Source organism: Nocardia sp. NPDC057227, assembly GCF_042669725.1.
GTDB lineage: Bacteria > Actinomycetota > Actinomycetes > Mycobacteriales > Mycobacteriaceae > Nocardia > Nocardia asteroides_A.
The window spans coordinates 41,375-65,279 of sequence record NZ_JBHUXA010000008.1 but is presented as its reverse complement, the minus strand read 5'-3'; the positions used below and the strand labels follow the sequence as shown (position 1 = coordinate 65,279).

General features: G+C 70.2%; 20 protein-coding genes, 4 tRNA genes and 2 pseudogenes. 14 read left to right on the top strand and 12 right to left on the bottom strand.

Annotation, left to right across the window (positions count from 1 at the left end; genetic code table 11):
- Nucleotides 1-443: 443 nt before the first annotated feature.
- The 5 genes from ACFUJ1_RS13605 to ACFUJ1_RS13585 all read left to right on the top strand — a co-directional run bounded on the left by ACFUJ1_RS13605 (nt 444) and on the right by ACFUJ1_RS13585 (nt 2,517).
- Nucleotides 444-519 (top strand) — tRNA-Lys (locus tag ACFUJ1_RS13605).
- A 929-nt stretch (nt 520-1,448) separates the two neighbouring features.
- Entirely contained in the window at nt 1,449-2,114 is a 666-nt protein-coding gene (locus ACFUJ1_RS13600) for a TetR family transcriptional regulator (protein ID WP_378645440.1), read from the top strand.
- Between the two features lie 93 nt (nt 2,115-2,207).
- A tRNA-Glu gene (locus ACFUJ1_RS13595) sits at nt 2,208-2,280 on the top strand.
- Between the two features lie 29 nt (nt 2,281-2,309).
- Nucleotides 2,310-2,383: transfer RNA gene (locus ACFUJ1_RS13590), tRNA-Asp, on the top strand.
- A gap of 60 nt (nt 2,384-2,443) precedes the next feature.
- Nucleotides 2,444-2,517, top strand: a tRNA-Phe gene (locus ACFUJ1_RS13585).
- A 61-nt stretch (nt 2,518-2,578) separates the two neighbouring features.
- On the opposite strand, the gene ACFUJ1_RS13580 is transcribed toward ACFUJ1_RS13585, so the two are convergent.
- Nucleotides 2,579-3,202: a TetR/AcrR family transcriptional regulator gene (locus tag ACFUJ1_RS13580; RefSeq protein ID WP_378645439.1), complete on the bottom strand. Its 624-nt coding sequence runs from the start codon at nt 3,200-3,202 to the stop codon at nt 2,579-2,581.
- Between the two features lie 134 nt (nt 3,203-3,336).
- Here ACFUJ1_RS13580 and ACFUJ1_RS13575 point away from each other — a divergent pair, with 134 nt between their 5' ends.
- Together ACFUJ1_RS13575 and ACFUJ1_RS13570 are read left to right on the top strand one after the other, a co-directional pair.
- Nucleotides 3,337-3,519: a hypothetical protein gene (locus ACFUJ1_RS13575; protein ID WP_233015838.1), complete on the top strand. Its 183-nt coding sequence runs from the start codon at nt 3,337-3,339 to the stop codon at nt 3,517-3,519.
- A gap of 105 nt (nt 3,520-3,624) precedes the next feature.
- The gene (locus tag ACFUJ1_RS13570; RefSeq protein ID WP_269821909.1) at nt 3,625-4,359 is read left to right on the top strand and encodes a polyprenol monophosphomannose synthase; all 735 of its coding nucleotides are present in this window, start codon (nt 3,625-3,627) and stop codon (nt 4,357-4,359) included.
- 38 nt (nt 4,360-4,397) lie between these two features.
- Here the strand turns inward: ACFUJ1_RS13570 and ACFUJ1_RS13565 are convergent, their stop codons facing one another.
- From ACFUJ1_RS13565 to ACFUJ1_RS13555, 3 genes are all read right to left on the bottom strand, one after another.
- Nucleotides 4,398-4,841, bottom strand: a complete 444-nt coding sequence (locus ACFUJ1_RS13565; RefSeq protein ID WP_378645437.1) for a DUF6069 family protein — start codon at nt 4,839-4,841, stop codon at nt 4,398-4,400.
- A gap of 73 nt (nt 4,842-4,914) precedes the next feature.
- On the bottom strand, nt 4,915-6,402 hold the full coding sequence (locus ACFUJ1_RS13560) for an HAD-IB family hydrolase (RefSeq protein ID WP_378645435.1): 1,488 nt from the start codon (nt 6,400-6,402) through the stop codon (nt 4,915-4,917).
- 130 nt (nt 6,403-6,532) lie between these two features.
- Nucleotides 6,533-9,025, bottom strand: coding sequence for a glycerol-3-phosphate 1-O-acyltransferase (locus ACFUJ1_RS13555; RefSeq protein ID WP_378645434.1), 2,493 nt, complete (start codon nt 9,023-9,025; stop codon nt 6,533-6,535).
- Nucleotides 9,026-9,279: 254 nt separating this feature from the next.
- Here ACFUJ1_RS13555 and ACFUJ1_RS13550 point away from each other — a divergent pair, with 254 nt between their 5' ends.
- Nucleotides 9,280-10,530 (top strand): salicylate synthase, encoded by a 1,251-nt coding sequence (locus ACFUJ1_RS13550; protein ID WP_378645432.1) that lies wholly within the window; start codon nt 9,280-9,282, stop codon nt 10,528-10,530.
- A 197-nt stretch (nt 10,531-10,727) separates the two neighbouring features.
- On the opposite strand, the gene ACFUJ1_RS13545 is transcribed toward ACFUJ1_RS13550, so the two are convergent.
- The gene (locus tag ACFUJ1_RS13545) at nt 10,728-11,159 is read right to left on the bottom strand and encodes a hypothetical protein (RefSeq protein ID WP_378645431.1); all 432 of its coding nucleotides are present in this window, start codon (nt 11,157-11,159) and stop codon (nt 10,728-10,730) included.
- Nucleotides 11,156-11,356: a hypothetical protein gene (locus tag ACFUJ1_RS13540; RefSeq protein WP_378645429.1), complete on the bottom strand. Its 201-nt coding sequence runs from the start codon at nt 11,354-11,356 to the stop codon at nt 11,156-11,158. The genes ACFUJ1_RS13545 and ACFUJ1_RS13540 overlap by 4 nt, the downstream gene beginning before the upstream one ends.
- A 163-nt stretch (nt 11,357-11,519) precedes the next feature.
- On the opposite strand from ACFUJ1_RS13540, the gene ACFUJ1_RS13535 reads away from it, so the two are divergent.
- The 3 genes from ACFUJ1_RS13535 to ACFUJ1_RS13525 are packed head-to-tail and all read left to right on the top strand — an operon-like array spanning nt 11,520 to nt 13,999.
- Entirely contained in the window at nt 11,520-12,806 is a 1,287-nt protein-coding gene (locus ACFUJ1_RS13535; protein WP_378645428.1) for a helix-turn-helix domain-containing protein, read from the top strand.
- Between the two features lie 5 nt (nt 12,807-12,811).
- Nucleotides 12,812-13,462: a 2'-5' RNA ligase family protein gene (locus ACFUJ1_RS13530; protein WP_378645426.1), complete on the top strand. Its 651-nt coding sequence runs from the start codon at nt 12,812-12,814 to the stop codon at nt 13,460-13,462.
- Between the two features lie 57 nt (nt 13,463-13,519).
- Entirely contained in the window at nt 13,520-13,999 is a 480-nt protein-coding gene (locus ACFUJ1_RS13525) for a hypothetical protein (RefSeq protein ID WP_378645425.1), read from the top strand.
- 3 nt (nt 14,000-14,002) lie between these two features.
- Here the strand turns inward: ACFUJ1_RS13525 and ACFUJ1_RS13520 are convergent, their stop codons facing one another.
- Nucleotides 14,003-15,616 carry a (2,3-dihydroxybenzoyl)adenylate synthase gene (locus tag ACFUJ1_RS13520; protein ID WP_378645423.1) on the bottom strand — a complete coding sequence of 538 codons (1,614 nt, stop codon included), beginning with the start codon at nt 15,614-15,616 and terminating at the stop codon, nt 14,003-14,005.
- Nucleotides 15,617-15,704: 88 nt separating this feature from the next.
- On the opposite strand from ACFUJ1_RS13520, the gene ACFUJ1_RS13515 reads away from it, so the two are divergent.
- The gene (locus tag ACFUJ1_RS13515; RefSeq protein ID WP_378645421.1) at nt 15,705-16,589 is read left to right on the top strand and encodes an oxidoreductase; all 885 of its coding nucleotides are present in this window, start codon (nt 15,705-15,707) and stop codon (nt 16,587-16,589) included.
- Between the two features lie 8 nt (nt 16,590-16,597).
- Here ACFUJ1_RS13515 and ACFUJ1_RS13510 read toward each other — a convergent pair whose 3' ends face one another.
- The 5 genes and pseudogenes from ACFUJ1_RS13510 to ACFUJ1_RS13490 form a co-directional block, all read right to left on the bottom strand.
- Nucleotides 16,598-16,933, bottom strand: a complete 336-nt coding sequence (locus tag ACFUJ1_RS13510) for a Rieske (2Fe-2S) protein (protein ID WP_378614143.1) — start codon at nt 16,931-16,933, stop codon at nt 16,598-16,600.
- Nucleotides 16,930-19,365, bottom strand: coding sequence for a nitrite reductase large subunit NirB (gene nirB / locus ACFUJ1_RS13505; RefSeq protein WP_378645720.1), 2,436 nt, complete (start codon nt 19,363-19,365; stop codon nt 16,930-16,932). The genes ACFUJ1_RS13510 and nirB overlap by 4 nt, the downstream gene beginning before the upstream one ends.
- Nucleotides 19,366-19,478: 113 nt before the next feature.
- Nucleotides 19,479-19,832, bottom strand: coding sequence for a molybdopterin oxidoreductase (locus tag ACFUJ1_RS13500; RefSeq protein ID WP_378614144.1), 354 nt, complete (start codon nt 19,830-19,832; stop codon nt 19,479-19,481).
- A pseudogene (locus ACFUJ1_RS13495) lies at nt 19,829-21,764 on the bottom strand (molybdopterin oxidoreductase family protein). The gene ACFUJ1_RS13500 and the pseudogene ACFUJ1_RS13495 overlap by 4 nt, the downstream one beginning before the upstream one ends.
- Nucleotides 21,765-21,842: 78 nt before the next feature.
- A pseudogene (locus ACFUJ1_RS13490) lies at nt 21,843-21,944 on the bottom strand (hypothetical protein); the annotation flags it as partial.
- A gap of 221 nt (nt 21,945-22,165) precedes the next feature.
- On the opposite strand from ACFUJ1_RS13490, the gene ACFUJ1_RS13485 reads away from it, so the two are divergent.
- Nucleotides 22,166-22,633, top strand: coding sequence for a carboxymuconolactone decarboxylase family protein (locus tag ACFUJ1_RS13485; RefSeq protein ID WP_378645420.1), 468 nt, complete (start codon nt 22,166-22,168; stop codon nt 22,631-22,633).
- 167 nt (nt 22,634-22,800) lie between these two features.
- On the top strand, nt 22,801-23,892 hold the full coding sequence (locus tag ACFUJ1_RS13480) for a 3-deoxy-7-phosphoheptulonate synthase (protein WP_378645418.1): 1,092 nt from the start codon (nt 22,801-22,803) through the stop codon (nt 23,890-23,892).
- Nucleotides 23,893-23,905: the final 13 nt, after the last annotated feature.

The following is a 23,905-nucleotide window of genomic DNA, read 5'->3' as shown; positions in this document are numbered from 1 at the left end:
CGCATCTTCGGGTGCTGTCCGCTACCGTCAGGCCGCTCCGACCACGTCCGTATCGCCCCCTGAACCAGGGGGGCGACCACCCCGATTCTAGGGCTCCGCGGCGTTCCGTGGACTATCGTCCGGCGGGCCCCGTCGTTAGCTGGGCGTGGCCTGGGTTACAGCGCGGGAGCGGGGCTCTCACCGGATCCGACCGGCGGCCCGCAGGCGCCGGGAGCGCGGTGGGGTGGCGGTATCCGCCTGGCATCGGCGGATTCCGGCGCCGCGGGGAGTCCCGGCGGGCCGCCGAACGGGGCCGCGATCCTGCTACCCGTCGGTAGCTTTTGCTGGCGCGGCGCTCGCCCGGCGGGGCCGGAGAGCTTCTGGCGAGATAAGGCAAATGTGTAGAGGTGGCGGTGAATCCTGCTCGTGCCCGCGCGTGGTGGTCGGGTACTGTGTCCGACCGAGCCCCTTTAGCTCAGTTGGTAGAGCTGGTGACTTTTAATCACTAGGTCGTAGGTTCGAGTCCTACAGGGGGCACCACGCTCCAGGTTCCCCCGGTCGAGGACGCTCACCACTCCGCTTCGGTCGCTTCGGCGTGCTTGCCTCGGAATGATGGGCATCACATCTTCTCCGCGGTGGGAATCGCTCCGATATTCGCGGTCCTTCCGTTCGGAAGCCGTTCCGCGTGCCCGAACCGACCGTGCGCGAGGGGATTCCGCAGGTGGCGCGAGCCGCTCGGGTAACGCGGCGCCGGATCGGGTCGATGTGCCCCGGAATCCGCAGCCCCGGCTTCGCCTCTGCTCCGGTCCATGCCTATCATCGAAATATGTTGTCCAGCAAAGCCTTTGGATTTGCGGGGGGAGACAGCCGGGCGCGCGGGGGCGCCCGGAACGGATCGGGTGCGCCGGTGCGGGGCCGGAAACCGGCCGCGCGGAGCTGTCGGGCCGGTGGCCCGGCGCCCGTTCCGTTCGGTCCGAAATAGCGGTGAGTTCGCCACCTATAACCGATTGCGGACGGTTTGCCGGAATGCGAATTCTGGCGATCGCGACGGCAGACCCCTCGGTTTGCCACGTGCCGGATGCGGTTTCCAGGTACGGTGGCGGCCTGGTGAAATTCGGGAGAAACACCGCGCGCGAGCGGATCGTGATTGATTCGGGATGTGTACGGCTCTCCCGGGCCGCGCCGCGATCGGGGCCCCCGATCGCGGTACCGCTGGAGTCGAACGCCGCAGGAGGAGGCCGATTCGAGACGAAAAACGCCCGGATGCGCACCCCCTGCGGCGCACCCGGGCAGAGGAACTATACCAGCTGGTGTGTTTCGAGTTTTATACCGAGTTTCCGTACCCAAAGTTTGTAATTGGGCGAAAACCCAGGTTGAAGTGTAAACAAGAGTCGTCATTATGCGCTGCCGGTTTCTTCCCAAGGGGGGTTAGCCAGCGGCGGCGAGTAAGCTTCGGAGGCGTTTCGAGCATGGCACGGCAGCAAGAGCGGGCCCGCCGGACACGTGCGGCGATCATCAGGTCCGCCGCCGTTGAATTCGGGAAGAGCGGCTACGCCGCGGCGTCGCTCAATCGGATACTGGAAGGGTCGCGGGCGACCAAGGGGGCGATGTACTTCCATTTCGACTCCAAGGAGGACCTGGCGCGCGCCGTCCTCGACACGGCGATCGAGCGATATCGCGCATCCGCCGAACGTTGGCTCACCCGAACGGATCTCGGGCCGCTCGACGTTCTGCACGGGATGATCGACGAGATGGCGCTCCGGCTGCAGCACGACATCATCGTGCAGGCCGAGTACCGGCTCATCATCGAGCCCGATTTCTATCGCGACGTACAGACCGGCGGCAGCCGGATCATCGGCCGCGCCACCAAGACACTGGCGGTGCGCGCGATGGAGCAGGGGCAGCTGCGCGCGGATGCCGACCCGGACCGGTTCACCCGGACCCTGGCGGCCGCGCTGGCCGGCCAGCGGTACCTGATCGACGTCTTCGGCGGCGGGATCGATCTGCGCTCGCGGTTCCAGGAGGCGCTGGAGGTGGTGATCGAGGCCATGGCCACCCAGGAGTGGGCAGATAAGTTCCACAGCAACGGCTGGCAGGCATCCGCCCGGCTCGAAGAACTCGGATTGGGTATCTGACCAGCCGGTTTGGGAATCCGGGGCGGTCTGTCATAAGCTATGCGAGCTCCCAGCGGACAACGTTGAAAGCCGATCCGGAGAGATCCGGAACGAGCCCCCTTCGTCTAGCGGCCTAGGACGCCGCCCTTTCAAGGCGGTAGCGCGGGTTCGAATCCCGTAGGGGGTACGGCCTTCGGGTCGTTGGTAGCAAAGTAAGGCCCTGTGGCGCAGTTGGTTAGCGCGCCGCCCTGTCACGGCGGAGGTCGCGGGTTCGAGTCCCGTCAGGGTCGCACACGAGTGCCGGAGAAATCCGGCACTTCGCGTATGGCAGCCGTTTCGCAGTTGCCTGCGGCCAGGTAGCTCAGTTGGTACGAGCGTCCGCCTGAAAAGCGGAAGGTCGCCGGTTCGATCCCGGCCCTGGCCACATTCCCCCTGATCGTCGCCGATCAGGGGGATTTCGCGTTTCCGGGGCAGAGGCGGGCCCGCTACCCGCGGACCGCGCGGACGGCGGCGTCGCTCACCGTCTCGATGATCTGATCCAGGGTCAGCTGGCCGTCCGGGCGGTACCAGCGCCACACGCTGATGACCATGCCGAGCACCAGCCTGCCGAGGGTGCGCGGATCGGCGTCGGCGAAGTCGCCCGCATCGATGCCGCGCTGGATCAGCTCGGCCCAGCGCGCCTCGATCTCCTGCACCAGGCCGCGCGAGCGCAGCCGCTCGGCCTCCTCCTTCTCCGACTGCCGCGGCGCGGCCAGCAGATCCAGGTGGTTCTGCAGGATGCGCCGCTGCAGCGCGTCACTCGGCGTTGCGGCCAGCGCGCCGGCGGCGGCGGCGCGCAGCGCGGCGGCCGGGTCGTCGATGCCGTCGGTGGCGGCGTCGAAGCGCTCGACCGTGTCGGCGAGCTCCAGCCGCATGATGGTGAGCAGGCAGTGCGCCTTGGACTCGAAGTAGTGGTAGAGCGCGGTCTGGCCGATGCCGACCTCGTCCGCGATCGACGCCCACTTGGTGTGGTCGTAGCCGACCCGGCCGAATTGGTCGATCGCGACCGCGAGGATGGTGCTTCGCTTGGATCGCGGGCTCTCCCGGCGCGCTCCGGTATCGACGGTCATCAGCGAGTGCCCCCATACGCTAGGTGTGAACACGTAACCATAGCGGCCCTGAGATGAACTCGGGTCAAAATTACCGAGCCGGTCGTTCGCGTGAGTCCCGTGTAGGGAGCCCGCTCCGGTGGAATGCTGAGAGCATGGCTGAACGCTGGTACTACTGCTTGAAGCACAACAGGGCCGAGCGCGGGCGGCAGTGCTGGTTCCGGGACCGGATGGGCCCCTACCCGGACCAGGCGACGGCCGAGCGCGCGCTGGAAATCGCAAGGGCGCGAAACGAACAGGCCGACCGCTCCGACCGGAACTGGAGCGAGGGCGGCTGAACCCACCCCGCCGCCCGGCTTCCCCGCGCGCGGATCGAGTACCGTTTCCCCGGAATCAGGCGAACGCTCGCGGGTCTTCATGCCCGCGGCGCGTGAACAGGTGAGCTGGGAGGGCGACCCTTGAGGGTTACCGTTGTTGTGCCGACCTACGACGAGCGGGATAATCTGCCGGTCGCGGTGGAGCGGCTGACGTCGCTGTCCATCCCCGACCTGCACATCCTCGTCGTGGACGACAACTCGCCGGACGGCACGGGCGAGGTGGCCGACAAGCTCGCCGCCGAGCTGCCCGCCGTCGTCGGTGTGCTGCACCGCACCGAGAAGGACGGCCTCGGCCGGGCCTACATCGCGGGCATCACCCGCGCCCTCGACGAGGGCGCCGACGTGGTGATCCAGATGGACGCCGACCTCTCGCACCCGGCCGAGGTGATCCCGGCGATGCTGGAGAAGCTGCGCGACACCGACGCGGGCGTCGTCCTCGGCTCCCGCTACGTGCCGGGCGGCTCCACCGCCGAGGAGTGGAAGTGGTACCGCAAGGCGCTCTCCGCCTGGGCCAACTTCTACGTCAACGCCATCCTGCGGCTCGGTGTCAAGGACGCCACCGCGGGCTTCAAGGCGTGGAAGGCCGACACACTGCGCGCCATCGAGGTCGGCTCGATCCGCAGCAACGGCTACTCGTTCCAGGTCGAGATGAACTACCGCACCGTCAAGCGCGGTTACACCATCGCCGAGGTGCCGATCCGCTTCGAGGAGCGCACCATCGGCGACTCCAAGATGAGCTTCGCGGTGCAGCTGGAGTCGGCGCTCATGCCGTGGAAGCTGCTCTTCAACCGCAAGGTCTGACGCCCGCGCCGGGTTGGCACGGGCGCCGGACCTCGTGATCAGGCTGCCTTGCCCTGCTCGGCCAGCTTGCGCCGCAGCCCCTCCAGCCCGATCACGATGGCGGGCACCAGCGTGACGTGCATGAGCGCGAGCGCGATGGTGGACGACAGATCGAAGTCGGTGGCGATGGTCAGCCCGATGGTGAGGATGGCCAGCACCGACCCGACGATCGCGGCGATCCGCAGGATGCCGGGCCAGCGGTAGGCGAGCAGCACCGCGGCGGTCAGCCCGACCAGCATCGGCGCCGCCGTGATGAAGACGATGCCGCTCGCGGGCACCTCGCCCACCTCGCCGTTGTTGGTGGCCTCGAAGTTCACCCCCGCCGCCTTGGCGATGGCCCAGATGATCAGGTTGGCGACGACGGCGGCGATGGTCGGGCCGAGTACCGCGACGGGGCGGCTCAGCGCGGGGACTCGGCTCGGTGTGGTGGAAGCGGTGGTCACGGTGGGGTCTCCCTCCCTCGGGCGCCGGAGCGGCTCCGGCTCTGCCCACTCATACTGAAACCTCGAGGATCCTTCAGGTCAAGTCTTTTTGTCCCGGCCAGTGCAGCAGGGTGTGCAGATATTGCCTGCGCACCTGCTCTACCTTCTCGTCCAGTGCGGCCGGATCCCAGCCCGACACGTCGATCGGCGGCAGGATCGCCACATCCACCACGCCGGGGCGCGCGACCGCGGCGTTCCGGCGGCAGACCTCGCCCGCGTTGCGGATCACGATCGGGATGATCGGGACGCCTGCCTGGATGGCGATGTGGAAGGCGCCCTTCTTGAACGGGGCGAGCCGCGGCGTGTACGAGCGGGTGCCCTCCGGCGCGATGGCGATGGAGAGCCCTTCGCCCAGCGTCCGCACCACGGGGGCGAGCGAGGCTTTCGCGCTGTCGGTGCTGGTGCGGTCGATGAAGGTGACCCCGACGAAGCGCATGAGCGGGCCGAAGATCGGATTCTTCGTGAGCTCCTGCTTGCCGACGCCGGTGACCCCGCCGTTCAGCACCCGCGGCACGATGAAGACGTCGTACTGGCTCTGGTGGTTGAAGAGGAAGACGGCGGGGCGCGGGCCGCGCGCGTGCTCGGTGCCGGTGACCCGCAGCCGGACCCCGGTGGTGGTGAGCACGCCCCTGGTCGCGAAGGCGAGCAACCCGTCCGCCATCTTGCTGCGCTCGCCGGTGTAGCTGCGGGCGAGCACGCCGAGCAGCGCGCCGCCGAGCATGGCGGCGAAGCCGGCCGCGGTGCGCACGGCGTCGAGGGGGGTCGGCGGGCGCCGCGGCCGGAAGGTGGGCGCCGCCCAGCGCCGCTCGGCCGCGACCAGGGCGAGCCGGGAGTCCGGCGCCACCGCGACCGGGCGGCCCGCGAGCTCGAGCAGCGGGAGGTCGGCCAGGCTGTCGGCGTAGACCCAGCTGTTCCCGAGCTGGATGCCGCGCGCCTGCGCGAAGGCCAGCGCGGCGTCGGCCTTGCCGCTGCGCCAGAGCGGCTTGCCGTCGAGGTAGCCGGTGAGCGCGCCGCCATCGACCGCGAGTTCGGTGCAGAGCAGGTGCTCGATGCCGAGTTCGTCGGCGACCGGGCGCAGCTGGAAACGGGTGAGTGAGCTGATCAGCACCACGGTGTGCCCGGCCTCGCGGTGCGCCTGCACCAGCAGCCACGCCTCCGGGAAGACCTGCTCGTAGAGCTCCGTGCGGAAGAGGGCGCGGCCCGCGGCGGTGAGGTCGTCCTCGGTGCAGCCGGCGAGGGTGTGCTGGGCGGCCTGGAGGAACTGGCCGTACTCGCCGTCGGTGGTGCCGGTCCGAATGCTGTCCCGCAGGGTGTGCGCGGCGTCGTGCGGGCGGCGGCGTCCGGTGAACCTCCGCAGTGGGCCCGGTCTGCGGAAGCCGTCCACCACGGTGCCCGCGAAGTCGAAGAAGGCGCCGACCTGCGGCCCCTGCGGGCCGGTGCGGATCGCCTCCAGCAGCGCGTCGACCGAGCGGGCGGGCTCGGCAGCCGCGGGGGAATCGTCGCGGTGCGCGGCCTCGCTCATCGCCGCGACTCCGACGGCCGGGATCGGCGGGCCGCGCGCGTCGCGCTCATCGGGCGCGGTCGCAACGCGACGGCTGTGCGCGTGGCGCTCATCGGGCGCGGTCGCATCGCGACGATTGTGCGCGTGGCGCTCATCGGCGGTCCAGGGACGCCCGGTTGGACGGGTCGAGCGCCGCCGCTTGGCCGATTCGCGCCGCCAGGATGCGCAGCCGCGCGGCGAACTCCTCGCGCCGCACCGCCAGGTCGGCCCGCGCCTCCGGCCCATCGGCCGGGTCGAGCAGCCCGCGATTGTCCGCGAGCTTCAGCGCGGTGCCGAAGAGCTCGGTCGAGACCGACTCCGGGCTGTGCAGCCGCTGCTGCAGCAGCATCTGCCTGCCCACCGCGACGCACTCCGCGACCAGGTCCTTGCGATCCACCGCGACTCCGGGATCGCGCGCGGCCAGCCGCTCGGCCACCACCAGCTGGGCGTCGAAGAAGGCGCGCAGCACCCGGTGCGCCATCATGAAGCCGGACGAGGTGAGCCTGCCGAGCACCTCCCGGCCCCTTGTGCTCCGCGGCCTGCTCCGCCAGTCCGGATCGACCAGCAGCATCTCCGCGGTGAGCTGGTCGGCGAACTCCTTGCGCTCCGGGAAGAAGAAGTCGAACTTGAGCTGGTCGCGCAGCAGGAACGCCTCGTCCCAGCCCGCGTTCAGCGGGTCCGGCTCCGCGGCGGGCTGCGGGTCGGCGTCCGCGGTGACCGCGGCAAGGATGCCGAGCTCCAGAATGGCGCGGTTGACGAACCAGTGCACCGCGCTGTTGCGGTAGAACGCCGCCTCCAGATGCGCGCCGCTCTGGATCGAGTACACCGGCTCCAGCCCGCCCCGGAACACCGTGACCACCCTGGCCAGCGAGAGCTGCTCCAGCACGACGGCGAGGCTGGCCTCCTCGCGCAGCGCGCCGAGCTCGCCGCGCGGCAGGTCGCGCTCGACGATGTAGTCCAGCACCGGCGCCAGCAGCGCGCGCACCTCGCCGAGGGTGAGCGCCCGCTCCTGCACGCCGAGCAGCGCCAGCGTGGCCAGCGCGTTCACCGTGACCGGGGTGACGGCGTTGATGCCGACCGCCACCTCGAAGGCGAGCCGCTGCACCGCGCGCCGCTCCCGCTCCTCGCGCTCGGCGCGCGCCGGGTCGTCGGCGGCCGCGGTGCCGTTGGTGGTGTGCAGCGGGATGGTGACCGGCGGGTTGTGCAGCGGGTCGCCGTGCGCGCCGAGCCGGTCCCGCGCCGAGAGCGGCTCGCCGAAGCGCACATAGACGTGCCCGGCCGAGTGCTGCTGGTTGCGGATGTAGCGGGCCAGCCAGCCCAGCCCCTCCGCCTTCTTCTTGCCGCCGACCTGCTCGGTGGCGATGGCGCCGAGCTCGTTCAGCCGCTCGTAGGTGATCGAGACCGGGACGAGCAGGACGTCCTCCACCCGGTCCGCGCGGACCGCGGCGGCCAGGTAGTTGAGCAGCCCGTACCGCGGCGGCCGGAGCTTGCCGGTGCGCGTGCGGCCGCCCTCGAAGTACCACTCCATGTTGAAGCGCTTGCTGAGCAGGTAGGCGAAGTACTCCTCGACCACCGCCTTGTAGACCTCGTCGTCGCCGAAGCTGCGCCGGATGAAGACGGTGCCGGTGCGGCGCGCGATCGCACCCATCGGCCAGAAGCTCAGGTTGGCCCCGCCGATCACGTGGTTGGGCGGGAAGTCGTTGCGGGCGAGCACGTCGCCGAGCACGAAGGCGTCCACGTAGGAGCGGTGCGAGGGCAGGAAGACCAGCGGGTAGCGCCGGTTCAGGTCGCGCAGCCCGGCCAGCCCGGAATCGTCGGAGTCGACGTTCCAGGTCGAGGCGTGCACCGGCCGCATGGCCTGGGTGAACAGGTCGGAGACCAGCCTGCTCTGCGCCGCGACCAGCTCGTGCAGCCCCTTCTCCGCCCGCCGGTACACCTCGCGCGGGTCGGCGTCCTCGGCGTCGGCGATCGCCTCCAGCCTGCGCAGGAAGTCGGGGGAGTCCAGGATCTCCTCGGCAACCAGCTGCGGCACCTTGTACCGGTCGCCGATCACCGAGCGCTCGGCCCGCTCCAGCGCCACCACCGCCGCGCGCACCACCGCGCGGGCGAACGGCTCCGACTGGCCGGTGCGGTGCAGCGCGGCGGCCTCCGGGTTGTTCAGCCGCAGCTCGCTCAGGTAGGCGGGCTGCCCGGTGAGCACCCGGTGCCGCTCCGGCGAGCTGCCCAGCAGTTTGCGCTGGACCAGCCGGTTCGGCTTGCGCGGGTTGGTGAGCAGCGCGAGGTCGGTGAAGGTCACCCGGCGCACGCCATCGCGCTCCGGCGGCAGCCAGAGCACCCGCACCGGTACCACGAGCGGGTCGTCCCTGCGCCCGGCCAGCCGGGTGGCGATGGCGCCCGCGTCCAGGTCGATCTGGGTGACCGGCGCCGCGCTGCCCGCCTCCGCGGCCAGGCCGCCCGCGGCGATCCACTCGCCGATCAGCTCGCGCTCCACCGCCGACGCCGAATCCACCAGCGCCACCACCGAGACCGGCGCCGGAGCCCCGCGCCCCGGCCGGGTGGCAGGCGCGGTGGTGGCACCGCCGGTGCTGCCGCTGTCCTCGATCATCCGGTCCCTCCGCGTTGAACGACACTCCTATTCAAGCCCTCGGCGGCGATCCGCGCAGGGAAGTCGGGCAGCGAGTCGAATCCGATTCGGGTGATAGGCGTCGGGGGCCGGTGTGCGTTGCGGCACAAGCGCGCGTAAAGCCAGGTAATGCTAACCTTACCTCCCGTAGTTAGGTCAGCTTTACCTTTGGAGGATCGTTGTCGACAACGGACGAGCGCGTGCGCGCGGAGCTGGTAACCGATCCGGCGGCAGCGATGTCACGCCTCGCGGGGGCGGACCGCTTCGGCGAGTACGTGATCTACGAGCGCCAGGGTGAATGGGTGTTCGCCGCCGACCCCATCGGCGGGATCGAGCTCGACATCGACGAACTGCGGGTCTCCTGGCAGGGCGAGACGACGGCAGAGGCATGGTCCGGCCGCCCGGCCGCCGTGCTCGACCAGGCGCTCGCCCGGCTGCCGCTCGGCGGCCGAAACGCCTACGGCTGGATCGGTTTCGAGTTCTGCGCCTGGGCGCTGGACGCCGTCGCACACGTCCCCGAGCGGACCACGCTCGCACACCTCATGGTCCCGCGCATCGAGGTGCGGATCGACGGCTCCGGGCACGCCGTCACCGGCGCCACCCCCGACGAGGCCGAGGCGATCCTCGCGCTCATCGCCGAGGACGACGAGGCGCCCGCCGCCACCCCCGCCGAGATCCGGCTCGACCCCACCGGGTACCGCGACCGGGTCGCCGAGGCGGTCGGCGAGATCAACGCCGGGCGCTACCAGAAGGTGATCCTCTCCCGAAAGGTCGACCTGCCCTTCGTGGTCGACATCCCCGCCACCTACCGCCTGGGCCGCGCCAACAACACCCCCGCGCGCTCCTTCCTGCTCCGCCTCGGCGGACTGGAGGCGGCGGGCTTCAGTCCGGAACTGGTAGTCGCCGTCGACGACGAGCGCGTCGTCACCACCGAACCGCTCGCGGGCACCCGCGCCTTCGGCCGCGGCGCCGACATCGACGCCGCCACCAAGGCCGAGTTGCTCGCCGACCCCAAGGAGATCGTCGAGCACGCCATCTCCGTGCAGACCTCGTTCGCCGAGATCGCCGCCCTGGCCGAGCCCGGCACCACCGCCGTCTCCGATTTCATGGCGGTGCGCGAGCGCGGAAGCGTGCAGCACCTGGCCTCCACCGTGCGCGGCACGCTCGCCGATGATCGCAGCGCCTGGGACGCCGTCGAGGTGCTCTTCCCCTCGGTCACCGCCTCCGGCATCCCCAAGCGCGAGGGCGTCGACTCGGTCTTCCGGCTCGACCACGATCCGCGCGGGCTGTATTCCGGTGCGGTGGTGACTGTTTCCGGCACCGGCGCCTTGGAGGCGACGCTCGTTCTGCGTGCCGTCTATCAGACGACCGAGGGGGCCTGGTTGCGCGCTGGGGCGGGGATCGTCGGGCAGTCGCGGCCCGAGCGGGAGTTCGAGGAGACCTGCGAGAAGTTGAGCAGTGTCGCGCCGTATGTGGTGAAGGGGTAGGTCTTTCCGCGTTTCTCGATGCTCGGTGGCCCTCGGTCGCCGGGCATCGGCTTTTGACCGGCGGCAGGGCGTCCGGTTCCAGCTCCACTGTGTCCAGCCGACTCGCGCATCGCGACGGATTCCCTTCTCGCGGCGCCCTCTTTTCGATTTCCCGGCCGCCGTCACCTCGTGCCCGGGGCCGTCGGTGGCGAGCAAGGTCACCGGCGTTGCAACGGCCATGGCACTGGGGGCTGTCCGTCGATCACCTCGGCGACCAGATCTGCCCAATAGGTGGCGAGGTAGCCGACATCGGACCATGCTGCGTGCAGTTGCTCCGCGCTGGGCGGTGGCTCGGCCTGGAGCAGCCGCTCGGCGGTGACGTGCGCCGCCGCCATATCGTCGATCACGGCCGCGCAGGCCGCCGCGGCGGCGGGCCGGGCGCCGGTGTGGCCGATGATCCATTCGGCGATCCGGCCTCGTAGTGCCGCTCGGCTGGCCTCGAAGACCGCATCGCGACCGGGTCGCAGTGCGCGTACCCGGTGCACCGAGGCCAGCATCCGGGCCTGCTTCAACAGTGCGGAGTCGTGCCGGCGCACTGGACTGCGGAACACCCTGGTGAGTTCGCGCCAGTGCGGCAGGTCAGCGGTCACTCCAGCGGGGTGGACAGGCGGGCGAGCGCGGCGGCGTAGGGCAGGCACCGCTTAGGGTCGTGGCCCGCGTGCCGGGTGAGCACGCTCGCGGCGTCCCAGCGCTGTAGCGTCGGAGGCGGCTCGGCGCACCGGTAGGTGCGTATGCCGTCGCGCTGTTCGAAGTGGCGCGCTCTTTCAGCGCCTTCCGGCTGGCTCACCAGTGCTCTCCCCTCGGGTTCGCACCCGACGCCGAAGACCCTGTCGCCCTGCGCCGGGGCTCATTCGAGCGTCGCGTCGACGGTGATGGGAAAACAGTGCCGAGTCGGCTCGAAAGGGGTAGTTTCCCGGAGGTATCGGGAGGCGATCAGGGGGACGCGAACGATGGTCGAAGTCGAGTGGAATGCAGATGCCGTGGTCGCTCTGCGTGCGGCGATGCGGCGCAGCAGGGCGGAGTTCGCGCGCACGGTAGGCGTTTCGAAGCGCACCTTGGCGCTGTGGGAGAGCGGCACCACGACATCGATGCATGCGGCGAGCCGTCGTCTGTTGGACAAGGTGCTCGCCGAGGCCGATGACGGCATCGTGAGCCGGTTCCACTGGAGTCTCCGGCAGCGGACTTCCCTGGCAACACCGAAGACTCCCGCGCCCAACGTCGACCTGGTCGCGGACTCGGCAAATCGGTCCGCTGCGTTGCTGAATTGGGCCGAAGCCAGTAACACCGGGCCACTGACCATCGCGGGAATGTGTGACGAATTGCGCTCGGTGTCGCGGTCGTATCTGAAGGAGCCGACTCGGCCCCTGTTCGATCGCAGCACAGTGGTGCGGGATCGCGCTGCCGAGTTGCTGAGCGGCAGGCAGCATCCGAGTCACGCCGCACTGCTCTACGGGGTCGCGGGGTGGGCTTTGACCCTGCTCGGCTGGATCACGATCGACCTCGGCAAGCCCGACATCGCCGACAAGCATCTGCGGGCGGCGTGGGCCTTCGCGGAGAATGCCGACGACGACAACTTGCGCGCCTGGGTTCGCGCCTCTCAGCACACATCGTCGTTCTGGCGCGAGGACTACCTGGCGGCCGCCGAGTACGCCCGAGACGGATTGCAGTACGCCACCGATGGCACGGCGGCACTGTTCCTGTACAGCGCACTCGCGCTCGACCTGGCTCACGCCCGCGACGGGAGGGGTGCGGCCTCCGCGCGGGATCGCGCGATCGACCTCGGAGCAGCGTCGGCCGAGAGTCCCGGCCCCGATGTGCTCGCAGGGCCGTTCTCCTGCTCGATCGAGCGTGCGGGTGGGCTGTGGGCGGATACCAGCCTCACCCAGGTCGACCCGGCCCGGTCGCTCGAGTTCGCGACCGCGGCGGTGCAGGGATACGCGAGTATCCCGGATGACCGCCGCAACGTCGGCTCCGAGCGCATGGTGCGATGCCAGGAGATCAAGGCCCACGTGGCGCTCGGGAACTTCGATGTCGCGCAGGCACAGCTCGAGCATGTCGCCGAGGCGACGCCGGATGAGCACCGAATCGGACCGCTCGCGCAGCGGGTCGAGGAGATAGCGTGGATGGCGCGTGACGTCGCCGCCGCCGGCGCGCGTGGTGTCGTGGATTGCGCGGTCGAGTTTCGTCGGGCACCGCGAGCCGGGACGCTTCCGATGCTGTCGGGCGGGATGGGATGAGCGAAATGGTGATCGAGGAGACCGCACACGATGGACACGCGGTTACCCGCGACCACTGGTGGTGGCGGCCGGGGTGGTCTGTCGGGAAGTCGTTCTACACCTGGCACATCACCTTCCCGCCGGCGTCATCGGTCCGGGAGCTGAGTGACGTTTTCGCGCAGACGCTTTCGGCGTCGCCGACCATGAAACCCGTGAGCGCCGACGGGCTTCACATCACCGTGCAGGGCATCGGGTTCACCGACACCGTGCCGAGGTCCGATGTCGATCGGATCGTCGAAGCCGCCCGGCGCAGCCTTGCCGACCTGCCTCGATTCGCCATCGCCATCGGCCCACCCATCGTCGACAGCGAGACCGTCCAGTTTCCGATCGCCGATCCCGAACCGCTCCGAGCGGTCCGCGATCGACTTCAGACCGCCATTGCCGAGATCTGGGGAGCGGCGAAAGTTCCGGAACAGGGATCTGATTTCCGGCCGCACCTGACGGTCGGCTACTCGACCGGCATCGCACCGATCGAGGAACTGCGCTCGAAACTCGAGGCCGACCAGCTCGACGGCTACACGATCACCGATGTGGTGTCGGAGGTGTCACTCATCGAATTGAACCGGGATCACGGCCGGTACGAATGGCGTGACATTACCTCCGTGGCACTTCAGTAAGTTCGGCGCGAGAGCAGCCCGCCTGACCGGCGACGAGTTCGAAGAGGAGTGCAGACCATGGTGCGGATCGGCGTGACCGGCCACATGAACATCACCGACGACACCGCCACCGCGGTCTACGCCGCTGTGCGCGCGCTGCTCGCCGAGTACGAGTCCGGCGAGCTGGTCGGCGTCAGCTGCATCGCCCGCGGCGCCGACAGCGTGTTCGCCCGCGCGGTGCTCGACTCCGATGCGCGGCTGGAAGTTGTTCTGCCCTCGCGGAACTACCGCAGTGCGAAGGTGAAGCCGGACCACGCAGCCGAGTTCGGCGACCTCATCGAGCGCGCCACCGAAGTCCGAACCATGGACTTCGATGACGCGGGCCGGGAAGCCTACGAAGTCGCGAACGAGGCCGTTCTCGGCACTGTGGACCGGTTGGTCGCGGTGTGGGACGGCGATACCGGGCAGGCGGGCGGCACCGGCTCGGTCGTCGCGCTCGCTCGCGAGCGCGGAATTCCGGTCGACGTGGTCTGGCCTGCGGGCGCCGCCCGCGCTTGATCATCACTGCTCGCGCAGCACCTTCTTGTCGATCTTCCCGACCGCCGTCACCGGCAACGTCTCCGCCTGCCGAAGCACATCGGGAAGCTTGTAGGTGGCGAGCCCACGCCCGGTGAGAAATGTCTTGACCTCGGTGAGCGACGGCATCGTGCCGGTCACCACGAGAACGACACCGACCTTCTCGCCGAGCACCGCATCGGCCAGCCCGACGGCGGCGGCGTGCCGGACGCCCGGGTATGCGAGCAGGTGCTCCTCGAGCTCGTCGCAGGAGACGTTCTCCCCACCGCGATTGATCACGTCCTTGATCCGCCCGGAGACGATCAGATGCCCGCTCGGCAACCGGCGCACCAGGTCGCCGCTGCGGTAGAAGCCGTCGGGGGTGAAGGCGCGGGCATTGTGCTCGGGGGCGCGGTAGTAGCCGTTGATGGTGTACGGCCCGCGGGTGAGCAGCTCGCCCTCGGCCCCGGGCTCGACGTCCACGCCGTTCTCGTCGACTACGCGCAGTTCGTCGGCGGGGGACATCGGCCGCCCCTGGGTGGTGCAGATCAGCTCGGAGGAATCGTCCAGCCGGGTGTAGTTGATCAGCCCCTCGGCCATGCCGAAGACCTGCTGCAGGGTGCAGCCGAGCGCGGGGGTGACCTCGCGGGCGTTCACGTCGGCGAGCCGGGCGCCGCCGACCTGGAGCAGCCGCAGCGAGCTGAGGTCGGCCTCCTCCCACTCCACCGCGGCGGTCCAGAGCTGGGCGAGCGGCGGGACCAGGCCGGTCACCGTGACCCGGTGCCGCTCGATCACGGCGAAGGCGCTCTCGGGGCTGGGGTCGGTGACGAAGGTGAAGGCGGCGCCCACGGTAATCGCGCCGAGGATGCCGGGGCAGGCGAGGGGGAAGTTGTGTGCGGCGGGCAGCGTCGCCAGGTAGACGTCGGCGGCGGTGAGCTGGGTGATCTCGGCGCTGGCTGCGGCGTTGTAGGCGTAGTCGTCGTGCGTGCGGGCGATCAGCTTGGGCAGGCCGGTGGTGCCACCGGAGACGAGCATGAGCGCGATGTCCGATGGGTCCACAGCGGGCAGCGCACCGGACGGGTCGCGCGGCACAGCGGCCAGCGCCGTGAACTCGCCGGGGGAGCCGAGGACCAGTACGTGCCGCAGGGTCGGCACGGCCGGCCGCACCTCGGCGGCGAGCGCCCGATAGTCGAAATCGCCGAGCTCGTCGGCGATCACGTACGCCACCGCCTCGGCGAGGTTCGCCAGGTGCTCGATCTCGGCGCGGCGGTGCGCGGGCAGCGTGAGCACCGGGATGATGCCCGCCCGCAGCAGCCCGAAGAGCACGGTCGCGAACTCGGGGACGTTGGGCAGCTGCACCACCACCCGGTCGCCGGGGGCGATGCCCAACGCGAGCAGGCCGTGCGCCATCCGGTCCGCCGCCGCGTCCAGGTCGGCGTAGCTCCACGGGCCGGCGTCGGTGAGCACCGCGGGGGCGGCGGGCGCGCGGCGCGCGGCGTCGGTGAGCAGGTCGCCGATGGCGCGCCCGGCCCAGTACCCCGCTGCCCGGTACTCGGCCGCGGCCGCCGCCGGGAAGGGGACGTAACCGTCACGATGGGCGGACGTGGATGTCGAAGTCACGATTCCTCACAGCTGACGAGCGGGTATAGGTTAGGCAACCCTATCTCAGGCTGGATGGACGGCCGGGGAGAACCGTAGACTCGCCCGCATGGGTCGTTGGGACACAGCGCAGATCGCCGACCAGACCGGCCGGACCTTCGTGGTCACCGGTGCCAACAGCGGGCTCGGGGCGGTCGCCGCCCGGGCTCTGACGAAGGCGGGAGCCACCGTCGTCCTGGCCTGCCGGGACGTGACCAAGGGGGAGAAGGTCGCCGCCGACCTGGGCGAGCGCGCGAGCGTGCGCAGACTCGACCTGGCCGATCTCGCCTCCGTGCGCGCCTTCGCCGCGGAGCTCGACACCCCCGTCGACGTACTGATCAACAACGCCGGGGTGATGGCGGTGCCGCTGCGCCGCACCGCCGACGGCTTCGAAATGCAGATCGGCACCAACCACCTCGGCCACTTCGCGCTCACCGGCCTGCTGCTGCCGCGGATCACCGGCCGGGTGGTCACGGTCTCCAGCGGCGCGCACCGCGCGGGCAAGATCGACCTGGCCGACCTGAACTGGGAGCGCAAGGATTACCAGCGCTGGAGCGCCTACGGCCAGTCCAAGCTGGCGAACCTGCTGTTCAACCGGGAACTGCAGCGCCGCCTCACCGCGGCGGGCTCGCCGGTGATCGCCATCGCCGCACACCCCGGCTACGCCGCCACCGAACTCCAGTCGCACACCGAGACCTTCCTGGACGGCCTCATGTCGGTCGGCAACCGAATCTTCGCGCAGAGCGCCGAGATGGGCGCGCTGCCCGAGCTCTACGCCGCCACCGCCGCCGACGCGAAGCCGGGCGGCTACTACGGCCCGACCGGCTTCGGCGGCACCCGCGGCTACCCGGGACCGTCGGGCTCGACCGCCGCGGCCAAGGACGACGTGGTCGCCCGGCAGCTCTGGGAGCTCTCGGAGCAGCTCACCGGGGTTCCTGTTCTCTCGGCCTACTGAGCGCGCCGCTACCCCGCGCCGGACTCGGCAGGACTGCCGATCCTGACGCGCAGCGTGCCGTCGGGGTCGGCGAGCGCGTGGTACACCGGCACCGTCAGGTCGCTGCCGGTGCGCTCGGTGCCGGTGCAGAGGTCGTAGGTGTAGCCGTGCAGCGGGCACACGACGACCGCGTCGTCGACGAGCCCGTCCGCGAGCGGCCCGCCGCGGTGCGGGCACACCGCGCCGAGCGCCCGCAGGCTCCCGTCGCGCAGCCGGAACACCGCGACCTGCGCGCCGTCGACGGCGAACGCGCGGCCTTCGCCGATCGGGATATCGTCGATCCTGCCCACGGTGAATTCGGTCATCGGATCGGCACCTGCGGCAGCTCGACCAGCGGTAGCGAGGTGCGGAACTGGCCCGGTGTGGCCGGGCTCCGGCCGTCCTGCCACGGATCCCGGTAGGCGTCGACGGACTTCTGCATGTTCGCGTCGAGCTGCTCGACGATGCCATCGGCGTCGTCGAGTACCACGGCGCGAATCCGCTCGATCCCGACCTGGGGAACCCACGCGTAGGTGCGCTCCAGCCAGCTCGCGTTCTCGCGGTAGTACTGCAGGAACCGGCCGGTCACGGTCATCACCTCGGCCGCGGAGTCGACGGTGGCGAGCAGGTCGCCCTTGCGCACATGGGCACCGGCCGCGCCGCCGACGTAGATCTCCCACCGGCCGTCGCCGATCGCGACCACCCCGAGATCCTTGCAGAGCGCCTCCGCGCAGTTGCGCGGACACCCGGTGACGGCCAGCTTCATCTTCGCCGGCGCGGCCAGCCCCTGGTAGCGCTCCTCGATCGCGATGCCGAGAGCGGTGGAGTCGCCGAGGCCGTAGCGGCAGAAGTCGGTGCCGACACAGGTTTTCACCGTGCGGAAGCTCTTGCCGTAGGCGTAGCCCGATGGCATGTCGAGGTCGGCCCAGACGGCCGGGAGATCCTCCTTCCGCACGCCGAGCAGGTCGATTCGTTGCCCGCCGGTGAGCTTGATCAGCGGGATCGCGTACTTGTCGGCGACGTCGGCGATCCGCCGGAGCTGCCCGGAATCGGTCACGCCGCCCTTCATCTGGGGGACGACCGAGAAGGTGCCGTCGCGTTGGATATTGGCGTGCACGCGATCGTTGATGAAGCGGGCGTCGCGCTCGTCGACGAATTCGGTGCCCCACATCATGTTCAACAGGGAGGCCAGCGCCATCTTCGAGCCCGCGTCCTCCCTGCCGTCCGGGGCGAGTGCGGCGAACACCGATGACACCGAGTGCAGCCGCAGTTCCCGGATCTTCCGCATCAGTTCGGGTTTGTCGTAGGGGACGCCTGGCACGTACCAGGAGGCCGCGGGGTCCTCCTCGACCGCGCCGCCCGCGGCCCATTCGACGATCTGGGCCACCTGCTGCTTGCAGGAGCCGCAGCCCTTGCCCGCCCTGGTCGCGTTCATGACCCCGGCGACGGTCTGCACCCCGTCCGCCACGCAGCCGACCAGGGTGCCCTTGGTCACCCCGTTGCAGTTGCAGACCTGCGCGTCGTCCGCGAGTTCGGCGGCGCCGAGCTCGACATCGGGGGTGCCGAGGTCGAACATCAGCGCCACCCGCTCCTCGGGCAGCGGCAGCCCCCGATCGAAGGCCTGCATGAGGAACGACACCTTGCTGACATCGCCGAGCAGGGTGGCGCCGACCAGCTTGCCGTCCCGGATGATCACCGTCTTGTAGACCCCGTGCCTCGGCTCGGAGTACTGCACGAATTCGTCGTCCTCGTGTTGCGGCGCCTTGAGCCCCATCGCCGCGACGTCGACGCCGGCGACCTTGAGCTTCGTCGCGACTCGCGATCCGTGGTAGGCGGTCTGCTCTCCGTTCCCGGTGAGGTGGGTGGCGAGCACCGCCGCCTGCTCCCACAGCGGCGCGACCAGCCCGTACACCTGGCCGCGGTGCTGCGCGCACTCGCCGACGACGTAGACGTCGTCGGCGTCGACGCTGCGCATGTGGTCGTCGACGACGATCGCGCGCTCGGTGGTCAGCCCGGCCCTGCGGGCGAGATCGACGTTGGGGCGGATGCCCGCGGAGATCACGAGCATGTCGCAGTCGAGCACGCCGCCGTCCGCGAACTCGACGCCGCTGAGCCGCCCGTCGTCGCCGACGCGGACGCGGACCGTCGACTTCTCGACGTGTACCCCGATGCCGATCCGTTCCAGGGATCGCCGCAGGATCTTTCCCGCGGTGCTGTCCAGCTGCGCGTCCATCAGCGTCGGCCGGGCGTGCACCACGTCGACGGCGAGCCCGCGGCTCTGCAGGCCGCGGGCGGCCTCGAGGCCGAGCAGCCCGCCGCCGACCACGACCGCCCTCGTCCGCTCGCCCGCGGCGGCGATCATCGCCGCGCAGTCCTCGATGGTGCGGAACCCGAAGACGCCGTCGGCCAGCGTGGTGTCGTCCGCCCAGAGTCCATCCATCGGCGGGAAGAACGACCGGCTCCCGGTGGCGAGGACGAGTTTGTCGTACCGGATGCGGGTGCCGTCATCGGCCCAGACCAGCCGGGCGAAGGTATCGATCCGCACCACCCGGACCCCGGCGCGCAGGTCGATTCCGTTCGCGCCGTACCAGTCGAGGGGGTTCAGGTAGATCTCGTCGGTGCTGTCGCTCCCGGCCAGCACGTTGGACAGCAGGATCCGGTTGTAGTTGCCGTAGGGCTCGGCACCGAAAACGGTGATGTCGAACAGGTTCGCACCGTCGCGAGCCAGGATTTCTTCGACCGCGCGGGCGCCCGCCATGCCGTTGCCGACCACGACGAGCCTGGCCCTGGTGGTCGCGGCGGCGCCGTTGCGGGCGGGGGCGGTGTCGTGCTCGAGGACTGTCATCGTCTTCTCCTCCTCGTCCCGGCCGGTCAGACTTCGACCAGGCCGAGATCGACGACGACCGTGCCGGTGCATCCCTCGGGCGCGGCGAGGAAGAGCTCGAGCACGGTATCGCCGAGCAGATCCTCGACCACCCGCAGCGCCACGTGGACGGCGTCCTTCGCGCCGATCGGGAAGTAGCGCATCGCGGCGCCGTCGCGCATGAGTACCACCGCGACCATCTCGTCGCTGGAATTGCCGCCGCGAAAGTACACCGGCTGGGTCGTCGCGCCCGCGGGCACGGTGTAGCGGAGCGCTGCGTCAAGGGGCACGGGCTGTTCGAGCCCCTTCCCGGTGAAGGTGTAGACGCCCTGCAGGAAACGGGGGGTGCTGCCATCGGTCATCGGCTCTGCTCCTTGTCGGGATTCGGCGAGGACGGCTGTGCGCGCTCGACGGCGACCGCGCACACCTTGAACGCCGGCATGCGCGAGTGCGGGTCGAGTACGGGATTGGTGAGCAGGTTGGCGCTGCCCCGGCCGCCCCAGTGGAACGGAACGAACACCGTGTCGGGGCGGATCGCCCGGTCGATCCTGGCGGCCATCACCGCTTCGCCGCGCCGGGTCCGGAGCAGCACCGGATCGCCGTCGACGACTCCGATCCGGCGGGCGAGCTGCTCGTGCAGTTCCACGTGCGGTGCGGGCTCGGCCGCCGCGAGGGCGCCGACCCGGCGGGTCTGGGTGCCGGACTGGTACTGCTTCAGCAGCCTGCCGGTCGTCAGGTAGTACGGGAATCGGGTGTCCGGCGGCTCCGCCGCGTCGCCCTGTTCGGTCACGCAGAACCGCGCCCGGCGGTCCGGGGTCGGGAAATCCACCATGAACATTCGGGGGGTGCCCGGATGCCGGACCGATGGGCAGGGCCAGAACACGCCGTCCCCGGCGCGGATCCGGGCGTAGCCGATTCCCGAGTAGTCGGCCTTGCCGCCCTGGCTCGCCCGCCCCAGCTCTTCGAAGACCGTCTCCGGATCGTCGGAGAATCCGGTCTTGCCGAGCCGGAGCGCGACGTCGCTGATCGCCTGGAGATCGGTCCGCACGCCCGGCGGCGGTGCGGTCGCGGCGCTGCGCAGCACGACCCGCCCCTCCAGGTTGGTCATCGTCCCGGTTTCCTCGGCCCACTGCGCGGCGGGCAGCACCACGTCGGCCAGCTCCGCGGTCTCGGACAGGAAGATGTCGGACACCACCAGGAAGTCCAGCCGCCGCAGCTGTTCCGCGACGTGGCCCGCGTTCGGCGCGGAGACCACGACGTTCGATCCGAGCACCCACATCGCCCGCACGCCGCCGGGGGTGGCGATCCGATCCAGCATCTCGTACGCGGAGATGCCGGGAAGCGGCAGCTCGCCGGGATCGACGTTCCACACCGCGGCCACGTGGGCTCGTGCTGCCGGATCGTCGAGGCGGCGGTAGCCGGGTAGCTGGTCGGCCTTGAGGCCGTGCTCACGTCCACCCTGACCGTTGCCCTGCCCGGTCACCGTCGCGAACCCCGAGTACGGCCGGCCGGGCAGGCCGAGCGCCAGCGCCAGGTTGATGAACGCCGACACCGTGTCGGTACCGGCCCGATGCTGCTCGGCGCCGCGTGCGGTCAAGATCATCGCGCGCCGCGCGGTGCCGAGTATCCGCACCGCCTCGACGAGAGCGCTCTCCGGGACGCCGGTGATCCGCTCCACCCGGTCCGGCCAGTACAGCCGGACCGCACGCCGGACCGCGTCGAAACCTGTAGTCCGCGCGGCGATGTAGGCCTCGTCGATGAGGCCCTGCCGGACCGCAACGTGCAGCATCCCGTTCGCCAGCGCCAGATCGGTCCCTGGAACCGGTTGCAGGTGCAGATCCGCCTTCGCGGCGGTGGCCGTCCGGCGCGGATCGATCACCACGCGCCGCGCGCCGCGCTCCCTCGCGGCGTCGAAGAACTGCATGGCCGGGGGGCAGGGTGTCGGCGGGGTTGCTGCCGACCAGCAGGATCGCATCGGTCTCGGCGATGTCGTCCAGGGGAAACGGCATACCCCGGTCGATTCCGAAAGCCCGTGACCCGGCGACCGCCGCGGAGGACATGCAGAAGCGTCCGTTGTAGTCGATCGCCGAACTGCCAAGCGCGACGCGCGCGAATTTGCCCAGCTGGTAGGCCTTCTCGTTGGTGAGCCCGCCGCCGCCGAAGCAGCCGACGGCGTCGCGGCCGTGCCGCCCCTGCGCCGCGCCGAACGCGCTGACCATTCTGCTCAGCGCCTCGTCCCAGGTGCCGGGCCGCAGCGGCAGATCCCGGTGGTCCCGGACCAGGGGCGTGGTCAATCGGTCGGGGTGCGACAGCAGCTCCGCGGAGGTCCAGCCCTTCGCGCAGAGCCCACCGCGGTTCGACGGGAAGTCGGACTGGGGTTCGACCTCGAACTTCCCCTCGCGCTGCCGCAGGACGATTCCGCATTGCAGGGAGCAGTACGGGCAGTGGGTCTCGGTCGTGGACGATTGCGTCATAGCTCCACCCTCAGCAGCCGGCGACCGCGCTCGAACGCGCTCCGCGGCTACAGCGACGGTGTGGACCGAGTGCGCGGTCTCCCCACGCTAGCCAGCAGGTATTTCCGCGTTGTTGCCGTGACAAGTCGCGGCAACGCACGCCGATGTCACACTCTCCGGGCCGGTGTCGTCCTCCTGGTACAGCCCGCCGGCGAACGGCGGGCACACCGGAAGGAACCGCCATGAACGCTCGGATCGATCTCTTCGGCAACGCCGTCGCAGGCAGCTTCGTCAAGCGCCTCACGAACGCCTCGCGGGTTTTCGAGGACGCCGTGCCCGCCGCCACCCAGGAGCTGGTGAAGCTGCGGGCCAGCCAGATCAACGGCTGCGGCATGTGCACCGACATGCACTACAAGGACGCGATCGCCGCAGGCGAGGACCCGGTGCGGCTGAACCTCGTCGCCGCCTGGAAGGAGGCGACGCTCTTCACCGAGCCGGAGCGGGCCGCGCTCGCGCTCACCGAGGAGGCCACCCGGATCGCCGACGGCGGCGGTGTGAGCGACGACACCTGGCAGCAGGTGCGCAAGCACTACGACGACGACCAGGCCGCCGGGCTGATCGCCTGCATCGCCACCATCAATGCCTGGAACAGGATCAATGTGATCGCGGGCACCCCGGCCGGGTCGTACGTGGCGGGCCAGTTCGGCTGACCGAGCTGTTACAGTTTCTTCCATGCAGCGCGATTACTGGTTTAGCAGGCCGGCCCAGGGTGGGCCGGCGTGCGTGGACCGCGCGCGCTGATTCTCCACCCCGAGCCGGTACCGACCGGCTCGACGGGGTTTCGCTTCGTGGGCCGGCCTGAGAAAGGAACCCACGAATGACTACCGCCGCCGATGTCGATGCCCGACATTCCGACCTCGACGACCAGCGCACCCTCGCGGTCAGCCCGCTGCGTTCGCCCGCCGAGGTCCGTCGCGTGCACCAGATCACCGACGAGCTCGCCGACACCGTCCGCCGCGGCCGCAGGGCCACGATCGACGTCCTGAACGGCACCGACGACCGTCTCATGGTGATCGTCGGGCCGTGCTCGGTGCACGACCCGGTCGCCGCGCTGGAGTACGCCCGCAAACTGGCCGCGAAGGCGGCCGAGCTGGACGACCGGCTGCACATCGTCATGCGCGTCTACTTCGAGAAGCCGCGTACCACGCTTGGCTGGAAGGGGCTGATCAACGATCCGCACCTGGACGGCTCGTTCGACGTCAACACCGGGCTCGGCATCGGCCGCAAGGTGCTCGTCGACATCACCGCGCTCGGGCTCCCGGTGGCGTGCGAGTTCCTCGACCCGATCACCCCGCAGTACATCGCGGACCTGGTCTCCTACGGTGCCATCGGTGCCCGCACCGCCGCCAGCCAGGTGCACCGGCAGTTGAGCAGTGCGCTCTCCATGCCGGTCGGCATTAAGAACGGCACCGACGGGGATGTGCAGGTCGCGGTGGACGGGGTTCGGGCCGCCGGGGCGAGCCACGTCTTCCCCGGGACCGATCTGGACGGGCGCGCCGCGCTCATCCGGACCACCGGGAATCCGGACTGCCACGTCATCCTGCGTGGGGGGAGCACCGGGACGAACTACGACGCGGCGTCGGTCGCCGAGGCGTGCATTCGGCTGGAGAAGGCGGGGTTGCCGCAGCGGATCGTTGTCGATGCGAGCCACGGCAACAGCAACAAGGATCATAATCGGCAGGTCGATGTGGTCGGGGATATCGCTCAGCGGCTGTCCGATGGGGAGCCCGGCGTCGTCGGGATGATGCTGGAGAGCTTCCTTGTTGCCGGGCGGCAGGATCTGGCGCTCGGGCATGCGGATCAGCTCACGTACGGGCAGTCCATCACCGATGCGTGCATCGACTGGGAGACCACGGCTGTTCAGCTCGATCGGCTCGCCGCCGCTGTCGCTTCGCGTCGCGCGCACTGATCGGGACGCCGGG